Annotated in this window: 18 protein-coding genes; 2 read left to right on the top strand and 16 right to left on the bottom strand. The window is 41.7% G+C overall.

Annotated elements, in window-relative coordinates; all coding sequences use genetic code 11:
* Nucleotides 1–11 precede the first annotated feature (11 nt).
* The 9 genes from BUB19_RS10795 to BUB19_RS10835 all read right to left on the bottom strand — a co-directional run bounded on the left by BUB19_RS10795 (nt 12) and on the right by BUB19_RS10835 (nt 11,269).
* The gene (locus BUB19_RS10795; protein ID WP_143156003.1) at nt 12–692 is read right to left on the bottom strand and encodes a glycosyltransferase family protein; all 681 of its coding nucleotides are present in this window, start codon (nt 690–692) and stop codon (nt 12–14) included.
* A 338-nt stretch (nt 693–1,030) separates the two neighbouring features.
* Nucleotides 1,031–2,368 (bottom strand): glycosyltransferase, encoded by a 1,338-nt coding sequence (locus BUB19_RS10800; RefSeq protein WP_073094540.1) that lies wholly within the window; start codon nt 2,366–2,368, stop codon nt 1,031–1,033.
* Nucleotides 2,369–2,414: 46 nt separating this feature from the next.
* Nucleotides 2,415–2,948, bottom strand: a complete 534-nt coding sequence (locus BUB19_RS23965) for a hypothetical protein (protein WP_143156004.1) — start codon at nt 2,946–2,948, stop codon at nt 2,415–2,417.
* 719 nt (nt 2,949–3,667) lie between these two features.
* Complete coding sequence (locus BUB19_RS10810) at nt 3,668–4,351, bottom strand: CatB-related O-acetyltransferase (RefSeq protein WP_073094542.1); 684 nt, start codon at nt 4,349–4,351, stop codon at nt 3,668–3,670.
* The gene (locus BUB19_RS10815) at nt 4,348–5,718 is read right to left on the bottom strand and encodes a lipopolysaccharide biosynthesis protein (RefSeq protein ID WP_073094543.1); all 1,371 of its coding nucleotides are present in this window, start codon (nt 5,716–5,718) and stop codon (nt 4,348–4,350) included. The genes BUB19_RS10810 and BUB19_RS10815 overlap by 4 nt, the downstream gene beginning before the upstream one ends.
* A 36-nt stretch (nt 5,719–5,754) precedes the next feature.
* The gene (locus BUB19_RS10820; RefSeq protein WP_084097181.1) at nt 5,755–8,127 is read right to left on the bottom strand and encodes a GumC family protein; all 2,373 of its coding nucleotides are present in this window, start codon (nt 8,125–8,127) and stop codon (nt 5,755–5,757) included.
* 7 nt (nt 8,128–8,134) lie between these two features.
* The gene (locus tag BUB19_RS10825) at nt 8,135–8,932 is read right to left on the bottom strand and encodes a polysaccharide biosynthesis/export family protein (RefSeq protein ID WP_073094544.1); all 798 of its coding nucleotides are present in this window, start codon (nt 8,930–8,932) and stop codon (nt 8,135–8,137) included.
* 403 nt (nt 8,933–9,335) lie between these two features.
* On the bottom strand, nt 9,336–9,917 hold the full coding sequence (locus tag BUB19_RS10830; protein ID WP_245802827.1) for a sugar transferase: 582 nt from the start codon (nt 9,915–9,917) through the stop codon (nt 9,336–9,338).
* Nucleotides 9,918–10,576: 659 nt separating this feature from the next.
* A complete protein-coding gene (locus tag BUB19_RS10835; RefSeq protein ID WP_073094546.1) occupies nt 10,577–11,269 on the bottom strand; it encodes a sugar transferase in 693 nt (230 codons plus the stop codon).
* 117 nt (nt 11,270–11,386) lie between these two features.
* Between BUB19_RS10835 and BUB19_RS24660 the strand changes: the two genes are divergently transcribed.
* On the top strand, nt 11,387–11,515 hold the full coding sequence (locus BUB19_RS24660) for a hypothetical protein (protein WP_262485837.1): 129 nt from the start codon (nt 11,387–11,389) through the stop codon (nt 11,513–11,515).
* 110 nt (nt 11,516–11,625) lie between these two features.
* On the opposite strand, the gene hemE is transcribed toward BUB19_RS24660, so the two are convergent.
* The 7 genes from hemE to truA form a co-directional block, all read right to left on the bottom strand.
* Nucleotides 11,626–12,651, bottom strand: a complete 1,026-nt coding sequence (gene hemE / locus BUB19_RS10840) for a uroporphyrinogen decarboxylase (RefSeq protein ID WP_073094547.1) — start codon at nt 12,649–12,651, stop codon at nt 11,626–11,628.
* 112 nt (nt 12,652–12,763) lie between these two features.
* On the bottom strand, nt 12,764–13,309 hold the full coding sequence (locus BUB19_RS24160) for a hypothetical protein (protein ID WP_073094661.1): 546 nt from the start codon (nt 13,307–13,309) through the stop codon (nt 12,764–12,766).
* A 139-nt stretch (nt 13,310–13,448) separates the two neighbouring features.
* The gene (locus BUB19_RS10850; RefSeq protein WP_073094548.1) at nt 13,449–13,997 is read right to left on the bottom strand and encodes a hypothetical protein; all 549 of its coding nucleotides are present in this window, start codon (nt 13,995–13,997) and stop codon (nt 13,449–13,451) included.
* 152 nt (nt 13,998–14,149) lie between these two features.
* Nucleotides 14,150–14,665 carry a hypothetical protein gene (locus BUB19_RS10855; RefSeq protein ID WP_073094549.1) on the bottom strand — a complete coding sequence of 172 codons (516 nt, stop codon included), beginning with the start codon at nt 14,663–14,665 and terminating at the stop codon, nt 14,150–14,152.
* A gap of 5 nt (nt 14,666–14,670) precedes the next feature.
* The gene (locus BUB19_RS10860) at nt 14,671–15,258 is read right to left on the bottom strand and encodes a hypothetical protein (protein ID WP_073094550.1); all 588 of its coding nucleotides are present in this window, start codon (nt 15,256–15,258) and stop codon (nt 14,671–14,673) included.
* A gap of 114 nt (nt 15,259–15,372) precedes the next feature.
* On the bottom strand, nt 15,373–17,148 hold the full coding sequence (locus tag BUB19_RS10865) for an ABC transporter ATP-binding protein (RefSeq protein ID WP_073094551.1): 1,776 nt from the start codon (nt 17,146–17,148) through the stop codon (nt 15,373–15,375).
* A gap of 11 nt (nt 17,149–17,159) precedes the next feature.
* Complete coding sequence (gene truA, locus BUB19_RS10870; RefSeq protein WP_073094552.1) at nt 17,160–17,915, bottom strand: tRNA pseudouridine(38-40) synthase TruA; 756 nt, start codon at nt 17,913–17,915, stop codon at nt 17,160–17,162.
* Nucleotides 17,916–18,019: 104 nt separating this feature from the next.
* Between truA and BUB19_RS10875 the strand changes: the two genes are divergently transcribed.
* Nucleotides 18,020–18,499 (top strand): DUF4293 domain-containing protein, encoded by a 480-nt coding sequence (locus tag BUB19_RS10875; RefSeq protein WP_073094553.1) that lies wholly within the window; start codon nt 18,020–18,022, stop codon nt 18,497–18,499.
* Nucleotides 18,500–18,540 lie beyond the last annotated feature (41 nt).

The raw sequence follows: 18,540 nt of genomic DNA on the forward strand, positions 1-18,540 counted from the left end.
TAAATTATATATTACTTTATTGCTGTGATTCTTTCTAATTTCTCTACAAATTTTTCCCAGGTGTTCTCTCGCATAAACCTGGACCTATCGCTTTCGAGCATTTGATCATTTTCTTTGAAATCCTTCATAATCTGACCAATATCATCGAAGTCCCTGAAAGTGTGCATGAAAGCATAACCTTTCAAATCACTGAAAGCGCCATGATCGGGCCCTATAACCACTGCACCCATCCGGATCGCATCTATCAGTGATCCCGAGCTTATTACCGTTTTTGAATCATAGGTAAACAGGGTGAACCGGGACTGCATGGTGTAAGCAGCAATGTCCTCCAAACTCAATAGCTCGTCTTTAAATTCCGCACTATCAGGCAATATAGACATAATATCCCGTTTGTAGTCCTGGTCTTTACACCGCCCCAGTATCAATATCCTTACATTTTTCATCTCAGGGCTGGAATTACAAAATTTCAGGAATTTATCGATGCCTTTGTATCTGAATACACTACCCCAAATCAATAAATCATAGCTTTTTTCCCTTGTTTGATCATTCCCAAAGCCCAAAAGCCCACTAACCGGATGAGGAACAACATGAACCTTGGAAATATGTTCGGGATAGACCGTTCGGACAAATTCTCTTCCGGCATTTGCATGGGTGAGGATATAATCGGCATGCCACATCAAGGCATCAAACATTTGACGGGTTTTTGAATTATCTCCTTTATGATGGGATCCTTTATTGTGCAATACCCATACAATTTTCTTTCCAAAAATTCTCCTTAACCAAAGAAATAATTGAAACAACCATTGTTGAATTATTCCAAACTTCTTTTCTGGTATTGTCTCCGGCCAGTTCAATACAAATAGTTCCGTCTTGAAAAAAAATAAAAAGAAACCTAGCACACCCCGATTAGGAGATTGGGCATTGACTACCGAGTGATTTTTCGCCAGGGCATCTTGAAAATTAAGAATATAAGGATTGGGTGAACCAATCATCTTATCAATTTTGGGATATAAAAAAATCGCTGCCATCGTCACACTTTTCTTGCTGCTTTCTTTTCTAAAGGTATCAATTTAATAATTTCATCTCTGAACGCCTCTCTTACTTTCGCAGCATCGTGTTTATCACCCGCTAGCTGAATGGCGGTTGCTGCCAGTTCTTTACGTAAACTTTCTTTGTCGATGAGCTCCAGTAATGCGGCCTTCAAGGCCTGCACCTGGTCTGATGTGACCACCTTTGCCCATTTGTGCTCACGCGCATAGCTGACCAGAGCGGTATCTGCAGGTGCGAAAACAAGTACAGGGGTACCGGAGATCATATATTCTGAAGCTTTGGTTGGCATAGAATATTTGATAAACGCAGTAGCTGATGGGGTAAAATCATACGGCAGAAACAATATATCAGCTTCGGCAAAGCGGTCTGGCAACTCCTCATAGGGAACAAATCCCCTATGCCTGATACCGGGGTATTTATCCGACCAGGCTGGCTTTTTGCCCACCTGCAAAACAAGTTCAATCGGCAATCTTCTTTCGCGCCTTATTTCTTCCAGGCACCTTGCCATTAATTCCAGGGAACTTTGTATACCCAAACCCATCCGACCTGCATAAAGAATCTGGATTTTGGCTCCAAATGCCTGGCTCTGCCTCTGGCTCTTGCTCCAAAATGTGAGATCGATAGGGTTGTGAAAAGTTTTAAAAGGATGGCCATACCTTTTCTCATATTCCCGGGCCATGGGTTCGCTGATGCTAAAATGCCTGGAACATACATTGAGCATTTCTTTAAACTCTCCTTCGATTTTGTTGTGCCAATAGTCTCCCAGAATACCTTCGCCACGCACCACCTCCAGCCAATCATCCATCATGTGAAATACCATAGGTTTCTTTAAATATTGCTGCACCAATCTACAAAAAACCACCGCTTCCCTCCTTTGTGCCTGAGCGTAGATCACATCCGGTTCAAAAGTATCCAGCCATCTGCAAAGTTCTGGCGAAAGCTGCAGGCTTGAAGCCCAGTTCAATACACCCAATTTCTTTAAAAAAGGATTGACATGTTCCTTTAACAGCATTTCTCTAAGAGGTGATTTTTTTATCAGCTTTACCTTCTTTTTTCTTTTATTAATAGTGATGGGTCCAGAAGGATATTTTCTTTTTAACAGATTTAATGGAAATTTCCAAACGTGTTCTTTCCAGCCTAGTTGATAATACCTATCACAGGGTTCCAACTGGGTATGTTCGTTCAACAGATTCCCCAAACACACCACCGCCAGCTTTTCCTTAGCCCAGCCTTTAAACAGGTTTGAAAGGGTAATCCCACCGCCCGATACATTGTTAAAAGGCTGGTTCAATATCAACACTTTTGGAAAATCCTTCATTATTACTTTCTAACTCAATATTTTTAGTTAATAAAAAAACAGTGGCCTATCCCGAAAAGCTTTCTTTTATGGTTTCATCAGACATATTCCTCAAGTCTTTGGAAAAGCCTATACCGACGCAAACCCACAAGAGCATGTGATTCAAATCAGTATTAAAAACATTAAGCGGATATAGAGATAAAATCCAGAGAACTATCCAGATTCCCGCTGCTTTGGATAACAGATTATTTGAAAAAAAGAAAGCTTTAAAGGCCGCCGGAATAGCCATTATCAGTATCAATCCCAGATAAATGACTCCCCCCTTCAATATGATATTCAAATAATCCGTCTCAATCATAACCCTATACCCGGACGTGTCATTCAGGTCAATGTTAGGACACCAATATTTGCCATTGATTCCCCTTCCTATCACCCAATCTACCGGCTCAAAATCTCTGGCCATGGCTATCTCTACCCCTGTTCTGGTATCTTCGGTTCCCCGTTCATTTAATTCTCCGAAATAGGTATATTTATTCTCCTTGTAAAACTTCGGTCCGTAAACGGCCAGCACTCCGATAAACAATGCCAGTATTCCACTCATAACAAGCTTATAGTTGGATTTCAAATAAAAAATCACCATAAAAATAAGCAGATGAAATGTGGAAAGTACCATAATCGCTCGTCTGGCCTTAAAGGTTGAGGTACCGATAATCATCAGCAATACTAACAATGCGAGCAAAATTCGGTTTTTACTATGGTATTTGTAGGTAAATAGTAAAAACGCAACAGTTATTCCCAAATTCTTAAAAAATCCTTCGAAGGCAAATTTTTGGTTAATATTCTTCTCATAATGGACAAACACAAGATCCGCAAAAATAATATTCAAAAATATGAAAGCTACCGAATAAATGATAATCACATCAAATATCCTGGAATAAAATTTTAAATTCTTTGGTATTAAAAGGATTAGTGGAAAGAAGTACTTGATGAAGCTGGAAAAAAAGAGTCTTTTGGTAAATTCGTAAGTATATTCATAACCATGAAACAAGATAAAAATAGAATACATAACATATAAGACCAGCGTAATCCTCAAAAAATTGTTTTTCACTGAGAACTGGGCCGTGGAAGAAACTACATAAATGATTCCCAGAATGGCAACGGCCTGAATCACCTGTATTACCTTTATCATACCTGTGGAATAGGTAGCCGTAAAGGCAGAACAAATACCATATACTGCGAAACATGACCAAAAAATCACCATTCTTTGGTCCAGATAAGATGTGAATTTTCTGTATAGTAATATTTGACTGGATGGATTCACTATTTAACCTTGTTTTCAGTACTTTCTGCTACTCTGGTAAGAAATTTTTCGACGTCAAAAAACATCTCTTCGACATTCTTTAGTGTAGCCTCATCTTTTTCCCACCATTTCGATGCCAATAATCCCTGAATGGTTTTTTCGTCAAACCGATATTTAACAATTTTGATCGGACAACCTACAGCTACAGCGTAGGGAGGTATATCTTTACTAACTACCGCACCTGCCCCGATCACAGCTCCGTCTCCTATGGTAACCCCATCGAGGATGGTCACATTGGCACCAATGAAAACATCGTTCCCAATAGTAATGGGTATCAGTTCTTTCACTTTTGTCTCTCTGCAATAGGTAAAACCTACCTGGCAGCTCGTCGAATAAAAAACCGGAGAGGTGGAGATTCCATTGATGGGATGTAATCCCCAACCTGCCACCAAATTCGGACCAATCGAACAGAACTTGCCAATCGTCGTATTGTAAATTCTGGCATTCAAAGAAATGTAGGATCCAAGATCTACCTTGGTATTGCTGAGCACATGGTATTTAAAGACCCTGGCCTTGGGGTGTATATCACAATTAATCAAATTGCTTCCCAGGATTTCCCAATGAACCTTCTCATTTTTTGCTGAAGCTTTAATCAGTAAATACAGGTTAGTAAAGAAATTCAGTATGGGTTTGATCGGGTTCATTCGTTCCAAATATTTTTGGCAGTTTTATTCAATATTTTATGGGTTTGTATGGAAAACACAACACCCATCAGAGCAAATATAAGCGTACTTGTCATGGTAATACCTACCAGACCAAACCATTTACCCAGTAATATCGCCAGCGGTATATTCAGCAGGGCAGTGATCATTACCAAATACAATTGAAGTTTAATCTTGCCAATACCGTTCAAAAAGAAAACGTGCATGGTCTGCCAAATGGCCACGATGACGTAAAGGCACATCGCTACAGATAATGGAAAAGGGACATCTACAGAATCTCCAACCCATATTTGATACAAAAACGGAGATGCTAATAAGATGCCTACGGACATCAGCATTGCCATGAACCAAATTTTTCTCATTTTAGCCAGACTATTTTTGATCCAATCGTACTCTTCCCTTACATAAGCATCCGTAAACGCACTCCACATAGGAGTCACCACGATACCAAATCCCATGGTAACGATTGAAAATAATTTAAAGGCAATATTAAACGGAGTTACTTCTTCGGGACCAAATAACTGGGTGATGATCACATTGTTTGTACTAAAAAGGACCAATGCTCCGATCTGAATGATAAAAAACTTTGCTCCCAGAGACATCAGGTCCCTCGCCAGGCTGAAATCTACCTGGCGAAACGAAGGAGCATAACGCTTGTACTCCTGGGTATAAAACCAAATACTCGAACAGATCAACACAAGCACCGGAGTAAAGCTCAATGCAGCACCAAGGTAGATCAAATTACCCTCCGTTGTCTTGGTAAGGATGAAAATTACCAACAACGAAAACAAACTGCCAAGAAAATTGAAAAATGAGGCTTTCGCAGGTTCCTGGTTTGCGGTCAATACGGTAGTCATTAGCTTTAGCACAAACTGCATGCAAAAGAAAGTGAACACAATAAGTGCAACAGTGCTCAATTCACCTTCAAGCTCTGCTGTGGTATTTAGTATACTGGACCAATTTAAAAAAGGGTTAATCCCAACAAAGATTAACAAAACAGCGCCAATTATCAGGCTAAGAATTGCATAGGTGGTACTTACATATTTTTTTGCCAGCAAAAATTCCTCTTTGGCGATGCTCTCAGCGAGCTTATTCCGCAGGCCGTGGCCAAAACCTATATCGAAAAAACCAAACCAGCCCACCATGGAACTTAGCGTGAGCCAAATACCGTAGCTGGTAGGGTTAACGTAATTGATTGTAAGGGGTACCAAAATCAAGCTGATCGCAATGCTTCCTCCCTTGATCAAAAAAGAAGCCAGGATATTTTTTTTTGCTTTTACACTCCTTTTGTGCCCTTTATTGATCGTTTTATTGATATACAAATAAAGCGATGCAAATTGATCCTTCATACAAAAAACCTTCCCTCTAAATAAAATAAAAATCCACTATATTTTTTTGGCCATTTTTTTATACACCGTCTTCTTTTTCTTTCTGATATCGCCTTTCTGATAATAATCGTAGCCGTAGCTTAACTTGGCTTTGGCATCATTAAGTACAATGACAGGATTTCTAAGCTTCTTTTCCTTCTTGTTTTCATTGATAAAATCAATCATCTCCGAGGTGGTATAATTGTACCTCATGATGTAAGTAGTGATATCTGAAAATTTTGAAAGGGAAAATGCGTCTGCCACCTGACCTACAGGTGCAGAATCAATGATGATAACATCGTATACTTCCTGTAACCTGTCTATAAAATATCCTACTTTAGGAAGTAGCATCAATTCTGAGGGATCATCCGGTAGTGCGCCACAGCCAATAATATCGAGGTTTTGCGGAAGCTTATCGTTTTTTACTATTAAATCTGAAATAGTAAGGGAATCGTTTTGTAAATAATCAGAAATCCCAATTTCTCCTGACATTCCCAGATACTCCAGCAGTAGCGGTTTACGCAGATCAAATTCAAGTATGACTACCTTTTTATCAGCAAGGCTCATGCTTACCCCCAGATTGAGCGAAAAGAAAGTTTTTCCTTCTCCACTGGTACTCGAGGTAACCAATACCACCTTTTTATCCTTATTCGGCAGAGCAAACTGTAGGTTGGTTCTGATCAACCTGAATTGTTCTGCAACAGGCGTTCTTACCCCTTTGGAGATCGCAATTGGCACTTTCTTATCGTGGTGAGATATTTCTCCAATAATCGATATATTGGTTTTGGAGGTCACATCCTTTTTGACTTTAATTTTAGTATTGAGTTGGTAATAGGCAAATACCAATCCTAGAGGTCCCCCAAATCCCAGAAAAACTGCAAATCCCAATATCAGCATTTTGTGCGGCTTTGTCGGTTTACTGCCCGCCATTGCCGGATCTATGATCCGGGAATTACTCACGGTAGTCGCTGCAAGCGACATGGCAGCCTCCTCACGCTTTTTTACCAGATATTGATAGTGTTCCTGTTTTATAGCCTGTTGGCGGTTTATTTCCAGCAACCTTCTTTCAATTTCAGGAACTTTTCCGGTCTGAATCTCTACTTCAGTAGTCCTGGCCAACAAGTTGTTCCTGGCAATTTCGATGCTGGACTTAATGTTTTTTATATTTTCTAAAATATTTCTCCTAATCGTACCCAATTGCTGATCCTTTTCAATGATCAGAGGGCTTCCAGGTTGCGCAGTACGCAGCATGCGCTCTCTCTCACGCTGCAATTCGTTGAATTGACTGATATAGTTCATCAACGTTTGGTCCTCAATATTCAAGGAACTAGGCACGGCCTGATACCCTCCGCCCTGATCTGCAAGGTAGTCCTCGATAGAAGTCAATACGTCCAACTGAATCGAATATTCTGCCAGTTGCTCTTTCCCCTGATTGAAGCTGGACGCATACTGCTGCGCATTGGAGCTCAGTTCTGTGATCTTATTCTCTTTCTTATATTGTTCGACAAGCGATTCTATTTCCCTTAAATCAGTCGTGACGGAATCGAGCTGCTCATTGATGAAATCTATGGTGTTTCTTGCCGTTTGGTTTTTATTTAGGACGGCCTCTTTATTATACGCTTCAATGAGGTTATTTAAAACCAAAACACCCTTCTGTGGAACCGGGTCTGTGAAGCTAAGGCGAACCACACTGGCCAATTTGTTGACAATCATCACGTCCAACTTACCACTGTATCGGCCTGGCAGGGCGTAGGGATTATTGAAATTAATGATCACGGTACTCGGGTATTCCATCTCCTGTACGCGTTCGATGGCCACCTCACCAAATGGGAAAGCGAGCATTTCTCCAAACTCATGAGTTGACCTCTTCTCCTCTTCGTTTTCCAGTTGGAAGGTTCCCTCGTTCAAAACGTGTACCTTGAATTTGGTCAACATGTCTTTGTCGAAAAATGCAGCCGAATCATACCTCGCTATATTCACTTCAATCGGCACCTGATTACCAAAGATTTCCTTGTCTCTGAAATAATTGTCTTTCACATAGTAGGAGACGTTCAAGTCCAGCTTCTGAATGGCGTGTTGCATCAAACTCACTGACTTCAATACTTCCGCTTCATTTTCGACCTGCTTGACAGATTGGTAGGTTTCCAGCTCGGAATAAACCGCATTTTGTGAAAAATCAGAACCTTTGTTGCCATTGATCAATATGGTGGCGCCAATCGGGTATTCAGGCGTTGCATACTGGAAATAGAAAAACGCCAAACCAACGCAAAAAGCAACGCCCAAAACGTACAAGTACCAAAATTTGAGATACTTCATGATCAGGTACTTATAATCCGTATTCTCAACCTCCTTTGGCTGAAAATCATCCATCAACATGTCCGACATTTTCATAGTATTCTTATTCTAAGTAGAAGCGTAGATTAAACAAAAGCGAAACGCCAACTGAAACCAATAACCCCAATACTGCGAAGGTACGTTGGTTAGTACTTGCCTGAACTGCTTTGATCTTATCAGGTTCTACGTATATAACATCATTTTGATGCAACATAAAGTAAGGAGAGTTCAATATTGACTTGTCGTTGAGATTCAATCTCACAGCTCTTCTCACACCATCTTCGTCCCTTATGATCAGCACATTTTCACGTTTACCGTATTCTGTCATATCACCTGCCAGACCTAGTGCCTCCAAAATTGATATCCGGTCGGTCTCCAGGGTGAAAGTATTCGGGTTCGAAACTTCTCCAATGACAGTAATCTTGAAATTGAGGTACTGAAGATTAACAATGGGATCTTTCACGTACTCCTCCAATCTGCGTGCCATTTTCTCAATAGCCTCCTCTTTGGTCAATCCTTCTAATTCTATCGTACCCAGTACAGGAAAATTGATCAATCCGTTTTTGTCCACCAGATATCCCTCATTGATCGGCACCGCTGCATTCATCATTCTTCCATCATCTGTAGAAGACATTACTCCCGCATTAAACAAAAGATTAGATTCGGCGCTGAGGCTACTGACGGTTATTTTCAACAAATCACCTTTTTGAATTTTGGGCTCTGGAAAATCCGTGATCTCAGTAGAAAAATCTGCTCCGGATTCAATGTCACTGAAATATACCAGGTTCCTCTTTGCGCAACCAAACAGGCCAAAAAACAAAATAATGCAAACCAAGCTGTTTAATAAAGTAATTTTTTTCATAAAATATCGAGACTGTTACATCCATTTTTACTCACCGCAATTCCGCCGGCGAAAAAGCTAAACAATAATTTCTAAAACATTAAACCATATTTGGGACCGCAAATTACTTAATTATCAGAACAATAAGAACTTTGCTGAATAATTTTAATTAAACTGTTGATTTTGAAGAATTGGTAAGGCTCAATCTAATCCGGTGGACCCTGCGGTGCACACCAAAACAAGGGCCTGTTTGCGTTAAGACACGTTTTCGACACCGATGCGGAAAACACCTGACCAAGCACAGCAAACATTGAACCAATTACAATTACTTCTATGGGAAAAAGGGAAGCTGCCGGAATAGCTATCCCTTTTTCATGCCTGATTTTTCAGAGAAAACCAGTTTCTCTTAGCGTCAGAGAAAATTTCAATACGCCTTTTCATTTCTGGACATAAGTGAAATTGCTGTTTCAATGACAATCTTAATATCAAAAACAAGACACCATTTCCTTACATAAAAATAATCCAATCTGAAGCGAGAATATAGTTCCCGGAAAGAAGAAATCTCCCCCCTGTAGCCTTTGCATTGGGCCAGTCCGGTAATCCCCGGTTTCACCTGATGCCTTTGCATGAAATTCTCGATTTCCCTCGCAAATTCAAGATTCATCGGCACTGCGTGGGGCCTGGGACCAACAATTGACATGTTTCCAAGAATCACATTGAAGATCTGAGGCAACTCATCCAGGCTTGTTTTCCTCAATAACTTTCCTACCCTCGTTATTCTTGCATCATTCTGGGTGGCTTGCCGGGTGTCAGCTTCATTGTTTTTCACCATCGTACGGAATTTGTAGCAATAAAACTTCACATTTCCCCTTCCATGGCGCAGTTGCCTGAAAAAAACCGCGCCTCTGGAATCCAGTTTTATCAGTAATGCTATCACAGGAAATAACCAGGAGACAAGAAAAACTACCGTAAAAAAAGAAATAATCAGATCAAAAGTCCTCTTCATTATCCTTTTCCTTAAATTATCATTTTGACCATACAAATTGATAATTTTACCTTGCTGCTGCTGTTTAACAAAATTTTCCCTCTTTAGGGAACGGCCAAATTTTTGACCTACTAAAACATCTTCCATCGCTAACAATCTTTACATTCAACTTCAAAACCAAACTACTTGTTTAAAAAACATTTTTATATATCTGAAATACATTTTTACAAATATATAATTACTTTGAAGTTTACACAAGCAAACGGATGGATATTTTTTAATAAAAATCGTTTTTTTGTATTCAAAAACCTTTTTTATGCTTTTAAAACTTAGTTTATAAACCAAATCTGGAAAGTATTCCGGAGAAATTTTTGATCCGAAACAGTATCTCCACTGGTCCTGGCAGTGACCGGCTACTTCCTCGATCTTTATTTATGCATTTTGATTTTTATAGCACCGAAAGAGCCGCTTTACGATAAAAGGAATTGGCATGGACATGCGTTAATACAGGAAGCTGGACACTTACAGAATCGATCTGAAGAAAGGGAACAATATTACCCAGAAATTAACGGGTAGCCTTTCCCAGCCCTGCAATTTCTCCGTCCGCATTTTTTTTTCTATATACGGAAGTGAAACCCTGACATTAAAGTACGATCAGGCATACACACTTATCTCATATCTCAGTAAGCCTTCCCGTTTTTAAAAAGTATGGTGCTCAGGGTCCAGAAAACTATTTTAAGATCTAGAAACAAACACCATTTCCTGATGTAAAAATGATCCAGTTTCACTCTCCCGTAAATGTCAAAATGGTCGATTATTTCTCCTCTATACCCCCTGGACTGAGCAAGACCAGTAATGCCCGGCTTCACAACATGCCGAAACATATAATTGTTGATCTCATTTGAAAAAACATGGTTCATCGGAACCGCATGCGGCCTGGGACCGATCAGCGACATCTCCCCGATAAGCACATTGATGACCTGAGGGATCTCATCAAGGCTAGACTTTCTCAGGAATCTGCCTACCCGGGTTACCCGTTGATCATTTTTTGAAGCCTGCAGCAAATCCGACTCGGTATTGGCCTTCATTGTCCTGAATTTGTAGCACCAGAAGGCTTTATTGCCCTTTCCATGTCTCAACTGTCTGTAAAGAATCGGTCCTCTGGAATCTATGCGTATCATCAATGCAATCAGTGGAACAACCCATGACATTACAAATAAAATCAAGAAAACGGAAATGGTGAGATCGAAAAAACGCTTAATCAGCAATTTCTGAGGATCTGTCAGGTAAACGGCTCCATCCGGGGTGATGTATCCACTCAGCTTTGCCGAAAAAATATCTGGCTCTTTTGCTCTACGTAAAAACTTTTCCATCGTCAAAAGTGGATACCTCAGATAAAGCTATACATCGTTTTACTGTATTTAAAATACATTAAAACAAATATATTTAGCAATTCTGATAATACCAAATTATCGGAATCAAAATATACCATGCAAACACATGAAATCGACATGATTAATATCATCAGTAAACACACGCAGGCGATGATTATTTTAATCGTCAAAGTTTACCTGTCTGCCGGCCAGGCAGACACCTGGACATTAAAAATCAAATTGTAAACAGATCAAAAAATCAGATAGCACGCATGATGAGGATGCACACTGTACTGCGGGAGAAATCTATCATTTGCGTTGTTTCTATTCAATTACGAGGAGCGCGTCATGCTGTGTTATCGGTATGCCTTAACCGTCTCTATGAAAAGTCTTACTTTGTCTGGGTCAGTATCGGGGTATACACCATGTCCAAGATTGGCAATATGCCGGCATCCGTTAAATGCGCTCAACATTTGATGGGTTTCGGAAACCAATACCTCATCAGAAGCGTACAGCACTGCTGGGTCCAGATTACCCTGAAGCGCCTTTTTCCCAGCTGTTTGCTTACAGACTTCTCCCGGACTCATATTCCAGTCCAAGCCTATCGTATCACAGGGCAACGCAAGTATCTCATCCATGGCAAAATAGGCTCCTTTCGCAAAAACGGTTACCGGCACTTCAGTCACTGCCTCGCAGATTTTCCTGATATAGCCAAGCGAAAACTCACTGTAATGATGAGGTGGCAATATACCCGCCCAACTGTCGAATACCTGTATCACATTAGCACCTGCTTCCACCTGAGCCTTTAGATACTTAATAGTGGTTTTGGCAATCATATCGAGGAGACGATGCGCCAATTCAGGATTTTGATACAACATGGCTCTGGCCCTGGAAAAAGTTTTACTCCCTGCCCCTTCTACCATGTAGGCAAAAATAGTCCAGGGTGCACCGGCAAAACCAATCAATGGCACCCGCCCATTGAGTCCTTTTTTGGTAATCTTGATAGCCTCCAATACGTAGTGGAGCTCTGATTTCGGATCAGCTACTCTCAGTTTTTTAATGCCTGCTGCATCCTTGATCGTTTCTGGAAACCAAGGCCCCCTTTTTTCCACCATCTGATAAGGAAGGCCCATGGCCTCCGGAACGACTAAAATATCAGAAAAAATGATGGCGGCATCGACTCCCAACAAATCAACCGGCTGGATCGTGACCTCGGCAGCAAGCTCCGGAGTCTTGGCCAGCTCAACAAAGCCACTTACACTATTGCGTACCGCCCTGTATTCCGGTAGTATTCTACCTGCCTGCCTCATCAACCATACTGGAGTTCGCTCTACCTTTTCGCCCCTGATAACCCGTAAAAGAATGTCATTTTTTAATTGCATGACGCAAATATAGTCCAAGATAATTCAAAAAGGAATAACACACTTAAATGAAAAAAGTGCCTACTCATTTCTGAAAAAGCACTTAAAAGTGATCCCTTCAATCAGCGACTACTCACTGAAGATCGATCTTTACGATATCTTTCTCCTCCTTACCGATCAGCTCCATGACTGCATCAAAATCACTGAAATCGATTCGTTGGTTTTCTTCCACAAAGAAGCCGGGCAACAAGACGATTCTGATCCTTTGATCATCAGTCCATTCAGGTTCCAGTTCCGCCAGGTTGAAGTTTGCCTGCATAAATACATTGAAAAAAGTAGTTGTGTATTGGTAGTTATAGGTAAGGATAGCGCCCTCATCGAAAAACACATTCTGAGGCAATTGCCTCCAGACTGGTGCCCCCTCTGCCTGAGCCCATTCAAGGAAGACCAACAAATTGTCCCCTTGTCCGATTTCGAATTGTGAACCAATTCCAAAATCGTTTTCCTCGGAGAAAGTTACCACTCCCTCAAACACCAAATTCAACACTTCCAGCCCATCTTCTCCATCCTCGCCATCAACACCGTCCAGGCCGGGAGGACCTTGAGGACCTTCAGGTCCTTCGCAAGCTGGTATTGCCAGCACAGTTACGAATGCAATTAGGTATAAAATCTTTTTCATAAATCTTGGTTTACCTGTATGATATAATGCTTTATTTGAAAGATAGAGCGTATTTTTTGCATATCCAACAACAAACAAAAAAAACAGCCTACCCATAAGGTAAACTGTTTTTCGCAGGTATTGTTGATCCGCTTAGGTTTTATTCATTCAACTTTATGCGTTGAATATCGGCTTCTTTTATATCAAGCATATCTAAAACAGCCTCATGGTCTGTATAATCCATCCTTACATCTATCCTGTCAGCCGGTAAGATCAAAACGCGAAAAATCTGCTCATCGGTCAATGCCGGCTCCAGATTGTTAAAATCTGCTTCCCCATTCAAAAAGATGGTGTAGTCAAAATAGGTAAAATCATAATCATACACGAAAATCCCTTCCTCGTGAAATACTACCTGAGGAATAAGTCGCCAGATATCGACTCCTTCACTGTCGGTAGCGTCCAACCTGTAGATCAGCACTTTGTCTGACTCCAGAATATCAAACCCATATTCACCTCTGATGCGAAAATCACTTTCAGGAACAAAATCGGCAACAATTTCAAATACTTCCCCTACGATGTTGACGCCGTCTAAACCGTCTGAACCAGGAGGACCCGCTGGTCCCGGAGGGCCTTCACATCGCCAAAACAACAAGGCAGCTACAAAGAATAAAATCATTTTCGATGGGATCGCCGGATGTTTATCTTTCATAATAATACTGTTTTAATTCAAATTCCTCGTCACCAAAATCATACCAGCTCTTGACTACGGGGAAAAATCTATGCCCCTAAGTGCCAAAAGAATTCCTCAAAGATTTTTTAAAAATGCCGAAAGCCGTTTTGGGCGAAACTATAAACCTCCGGTTAATCGGCTACCGGCACCCAGACTTCCACCTTATTTCTGGAAATAATTTTGTCTATATAAATTCCCTTTGGATTTACCTGTTCCTTTTGCGCAAACTCAGCGATCATTTGTTTCACATTCTCAGCTGCCGGCATGACCAATTGGTGCATGTCCATAGAGGCCCTGATCGCCTGATGGCATCCGACAGGCTTTTTTACCCAACCTTCAGGTACGTTTAGTAACTCCTTTCTCACTTCTTTCCCAACAAACACATGTAGGGTATCCCGCTTACCCGCCGGCTCAGAATAATAAATGGTGTATAGGGGGCTTTTAGCAAAACTGGATTCCACGTCACGAAAGGCCAGGCCCAATGCCTCATCCTGTGGCGTCCCGATAAACTCCCGCCCTACGAGAACGAAATCTTTACATTGCACCAGTTCCATCCTTACCCGGTTAAAGCCTCCCAGGTAGGCATAAACGCCAATGAGACCTAGTACAGAAACTACCAGCAGCGCAATAATTGTAATCCGCTTCATCCTACTCAAAATCTATATCGTGCACCGACTGCACCCTGAACTTTCAAATGTCCCAATCGATTCATCAATTCCATGAGAAGCCCCATTTCAGCGAAAGCCTCCACGGGAAAATCTGCAAACAAATACGCCGCTCCAAAAAAACCCTCCGGACCTAAATCTATATCAGACCGCTCTGCAACACGACCCGAGGATTGCTCCTCCGGATTTGGGGTGTGGTAAAAGTAGCTAACAGCCACATTCCTCAATTGTACCCCCAGCCCGGCATATCCTTTTAAATTGCCTTCTGTAATTCCAAACTCATTGTTAATTGATTCCTGATAAGCAAGCCTGGCTTGTAAGGACAAGGCACCGGAAACCTGCTGACCATCGTATATGGCAGAACTAAATGGCTTATTTTGATCGAAGGTTCTCCGGTAGTACTGGCTGCTATTCGGACTTCCTCTGCCGATAATTACTTCTGCCGCATAATTCTCATTTAAATCTGTTTTCGCCGAGATACCATAGGGGTCCCCTAACCTCAGGCCTGCCTGGTAATTCTGTCCATAACCATCCCATGCGAAGAGCATCAGGATCATGAAAAAAAACTGTTTCATAAATGATAACAATACGATTTCTAAATGCTAACTGAACTTCCAACGAGGCTTACCTGGCTGATGTTACAATAGGGTGCGAAACTTTTTAAAACCCACCAGAAACCGGAAAAAAAATCAGCCAATGACCATGGTTTTGAGTTGCATTTGATGTAGCTGTGCATAATACCCATCCCGCTTAAGCAGGGTTTCGTGTGTACCTTCCTCAACAATTTCTCCTTTGTGCAATACAATTATTTTTTCTGCCTTTTGTATAGTAGAAAGCCGGTGGGCAATGATGATGGCGGTCCTTCCCTGCATCATTTTTTCGATTGCTGCCTGTATGAGTTCCTCAGTTTCGGTATCCACAGATGAAGTAGCCTCGTCCAATATGATGATCTCCGGGTCGTACACCATGGCCCGTACGAATGAAATGAGTTGTCTTTGTCCTACGGAAAGGGTACCACCCCGCTCTTTCACATCGTAATCCAGCCCTCCGGGCAGGCGTTCTATAAATTTCCTGGCCCCCACCAGGTCTGCCGCATGCATTACCTGTTCCCGCGAAATATCGGGATTACCCAGGGTGATGTTCTGAAAAATTGTATCTGAAAACAGAAATACATCCTGTAAAACCACACCCACATGTTTTCTCAGCGTAGACAGCTCAAATGAATCAACGGGTTTGCCATCTATTTTAATTTGTCCCTTATTGGTATCATAAAAACGGCTGATCAGGTTTATTGTGGATGATTTACCCGCTCCTGTAGCGCCTACCAGGGCGACAGTTTCCCCATGTTGAACCTCAAAACTGATATCTTTCAACACCCAATCTTCCTTCTCATAGGCAAACCAAACCTTCTCAAAAGCAATATCTCCCTTAAGTTTCTCCGGCATATGGCTGCCTTCATTAGGGATCTGTCCGTTATTCTCCAGAATAGCAAAAATCCGGGATGAACTCACCACTCCCATTTGCAGGGTATTGAAGCGATCGGCAATCATGCGAATGGGGCGAAAAAACAACTGGAGGTACATGATAAAGGAAATCAAGACGCCCACTTTAAGCTGCATATCAAATACCCCCGTAGCCCCATACCAAACCACCAGTCCGATACCTATGGCCTGTATGATCTCTGCTACAGGATAGTAAATGGAATAATACATCACCGATTTCAAATGGGCCTGCCGGTGCTCCTTATTGATCGCCTTGAATTTTTCGTACTCCCGGTCTTCCCTGTTGAATACCTGAATGATATTCATTCCGGTAATGTGCTCCTGTAAAAAAGAATTCAGATTGGAAACGGCGTTTCTTACATCATTGAAAGATACTTTCACTTTTTCCTTAAAAACGTAAGTAGAGATAATCAGCAAGGGTAATGTACACAAACTCACCAAGGTAAGCTTCCAATCCACATAAAACATTACCGCCAGGATAGACACCAATTGCAACAAGTCACCGATAATCTCTGCCAGACCCTGGCTGAACACATCTGAAAGCGTTTCCACATCGGAAATATTCCGGGTCACCAATCTCCCTATGGGAGTATTGTCAAAATATTTCAGGCGCATTTTTAACAAGTGCCTGTATAGCCTGGTCCTGATATCCCTGATGATCACCTGGCCTATCCAGCCGGAAAGGTAGGTATGGCCAAACTGGACAACAGCATGCAAAACCAATAATCCTACCAAAAAATACATCATGGTAACCAATCCATCTGCGTCCCCCAGCGCCACATAATCATCAATAGCAATCTGAATCAACAGGGGTCTGGATGGTGCCAATACTGCCAACAGCAGCGTCAGCAGTACCAAAAGATAGAAACGCTGCTTGTAAGGGTTGACAAACTGATATAGCTTTTTCAACACCCTGGTATCAATGATGTCTCCGCTTTTTACATTTTCTTTCTCCAGTCCCAATGTGCTATGGTTTAGATAAAAATTTGTCGGGGATAATGTACTTCAGACAAATAAAGTCCCTGTGCCGGAACCGCTATTCCTGCTTTGCTCCGGTCTTTACTTTTGATAATGGCAGCAAATTGTGCCATGTCCACTTGTCTCCTGCCCACTTGAACCAAGGTTCCCACGATGGCCCTTACCATGCCCCGCAAAAACCTGTTCGCCTTAATATGAAATATCAATCCATGGCTTGTTTGTTCCCAAAAGGCACTTTTTATTTCACAGTCAAAACCCTTAACACCGGTCTTTGTTTTACTGAAACATTCAAAGTCCTGTTTGCCCAATAAGAGCGCTGCAGCCGATTCCATGGCCGCGAGATCCAAATCATAATAGCAATGCCAGGCACGTCCGGCCTGAAATGGATCCTTTCTGAAGCATATGTGGTATTCATACCTCCTCCATAATGCATCAAATCTGGCGTGGGCATTGCTGCGAACGGCCAAAACGTCAAAAACTGCAATATCACCTGCCAATAAACCATTTAAACGCTTTAAAAATTCCCCTTTATGCACTTCTTCCCCGATATCAAAATGGGCAAATTGCTGCCGGGCGTGTACTCCGGTATCGGTCCTGCCACTCCCCATGATGCTAATCCCGGTCCGAAACAAGGTGGATAGCGCCACCTGGATACTTTCCTGCACTGAGGATGCGTTTGCCTGCACCTGCCAGCCATGATAATTGCTCCCATTATAGGCAAGCTCAATAAAATATCGCCTTGCGTTTGTCATGTCAGCTGCAAAGTTAAAAATATAGCCCTATATCAGGTTGGATTTTCCGTATTCCTTGCGAAAATTCAAATAACCCGTTTTCTTTGTCAAAAGATTTAAAATATATGATTCAAAGGATCCAGTCCATATTTCTTCTGCTGGTAGCGGTAGCGATGGTTACCGCCGTTTGTACCCCTATCTGGCTGCAGGTAAATGCCATGCAAAACCAAACCATGGAAATGACCGCCTGGTACATCACGATCAGAGATCTTCCACAGGAAAACATTGCTACACAAACCAGTAATTTTTACATCGGGATCATGGCAATATTGGCTGCATGCCTGGCCATTTACAGCTTGTTTCAGTTCAAAAACAGGAAGACACAACTCATGTTAAACATGATCAACGCCCTGCTGATGGGGATAACGCTCGGACTGGTGGTATACACCAGCTACCAGGCCAATATGGATTTCAATCCTGCCGTAAGCGGTGTCTTCGTTTTGGGGTTTTACGCCATAGCATTTGGCCTCGTGATGAACCTGTTTGCCAATCGGTTTATCAGGAAAGATGAAATGCTCATCCGCTCTGTTGACCGGATCAGGTAGCACTTTTCATTGATGGACCGTACCCGGGAATCCCCATCCCC

It is taken from the genome of Cyclobacterium lianum (assembly GCF_900143075.1).
Taxonomy (GTDB): Bacteria; Bacteroidota; Bacteroidia; order Cytophagales; family Cyclobacteriaceae; genus Cyclobacterium; species Cyclobacterium lianum.

Bases quoted from the DNA above. Each gene is read 5' to 3' on its own strand.
- BUB19_RS10795 (WP_143156003.1), bottom strand. From the start codon at position 692: ATGTTTGATGCCTTGATGTGGCATGCCGATTATATCCTCACCCATGCA.
- BUB19_RS10800 (WP_073094540.1), bottom strand. From the start codon at position 2,368: ATGAAGGATTTTCCAAAAGTGTTGATATTGAACCAGCCTTTTAACAAT.
- BUB19_RS23965 (WP_143156004.1), bottom strand. From the start codon at position 2,948: ATGAGTGGAATACTGGCATTGTTTATCGGAGTGCTGGCCGTTTACGGA.
- BUB19_RS10810 (WP_073094542.1), bottom strand. From the start codon at position 4,351: ATGAACCCGATCAAACCCATACTGAATTTCTTTACTAACCTGTATTTA.
- BUB19_RS10815 (WP_073094543.1), bottom strand. From the start codon at position 5,718: ATGAAGGATCAATTTGCATCGCTTTATTTGTATATCAATAAAACGATC.
- BUB19_RS10820 (WP_084097181.1), bottom strand. From the start codon at position 8,127: ATGAAAATGTCGGACATGTTGATGGATGATTTTCAGCCAAAGGAGGTT.
- BUB19_RS10825 (WP_073094544.1), bottom strand. From the start codon at position 8,932: ATGAAAAAAATTACTTTATTAAACAGCTTGGTTTGCATTATTTTGTTT.
- BUB19_RS10830 (WP_245802827.1), bottom strand. From the start codon at position 9,917: ATGAAGAGGACTTTTGATCTGATTATTTCTTTTTTTACGGTAGTTTTT.
- BUB19_RS10835 (WP_073094546.1), bottom strand. From the start codon at position 11,269: ATGGAAAAGTTTTTACGTAGAGCAAAAGAGCCAGATATTTTTTCGGCA.
- BUB19_RS24660 (WP_262485837.1), top strand. From the start codon at position 11,387: ATGCAAACACATGAAATCGACATGATTAATATCATCAGTAAACACACG.
- hemE (WP_073094547.1), bottom strand. From the start codon at position 12,651: ATGCAATTAAAAAATGACATTCTTTTACGGGTTATCAGGGGCGAAAAG.
- BUB19_RS24160 (WP_073094661.1), bottom strand. From the start codon at position 13,309: ATGAAAAAGATTTTATACCTAATTGCATTCGTAACTGTGCTGGCAATA.
- BUB19_RS10850 (WP_073094548.1), bottom strand. From the start codon at position 13,997: ATGAAAGATAAACATCCGGCGATCCCATCGAAAATGATTTTATTCTTT.
- BUB19_RS10855 (WP_073094549.1), bottom strand. From the start codon at position 14,665: ATGAAGCGGATTACAATTATTGCGCTGCTGGTAGTTTCTGTACTAGGT.
- BUB19_RS10860 (WP_073094550.1), bottom strand. From the start codon at position 15,258: ATGAAACAGTTTTTTTTCATGATCCTGATGCTCTTCGCATGGGATGGT.
- truA (WP_073094552.1), bottom strand. From the start codon at position 17,915: ATGACAAACGCAAGGCGATATTTTATTGAGCTTGCCTATAATGGGAGC.
- BUB19_RS10875 (WP_073094553.1), top strand. From the start codon at position 18,020: ATGATTCAAAGGATCCAGTCCATATTTCTTCTGCTGGTAGCGGTAGCG.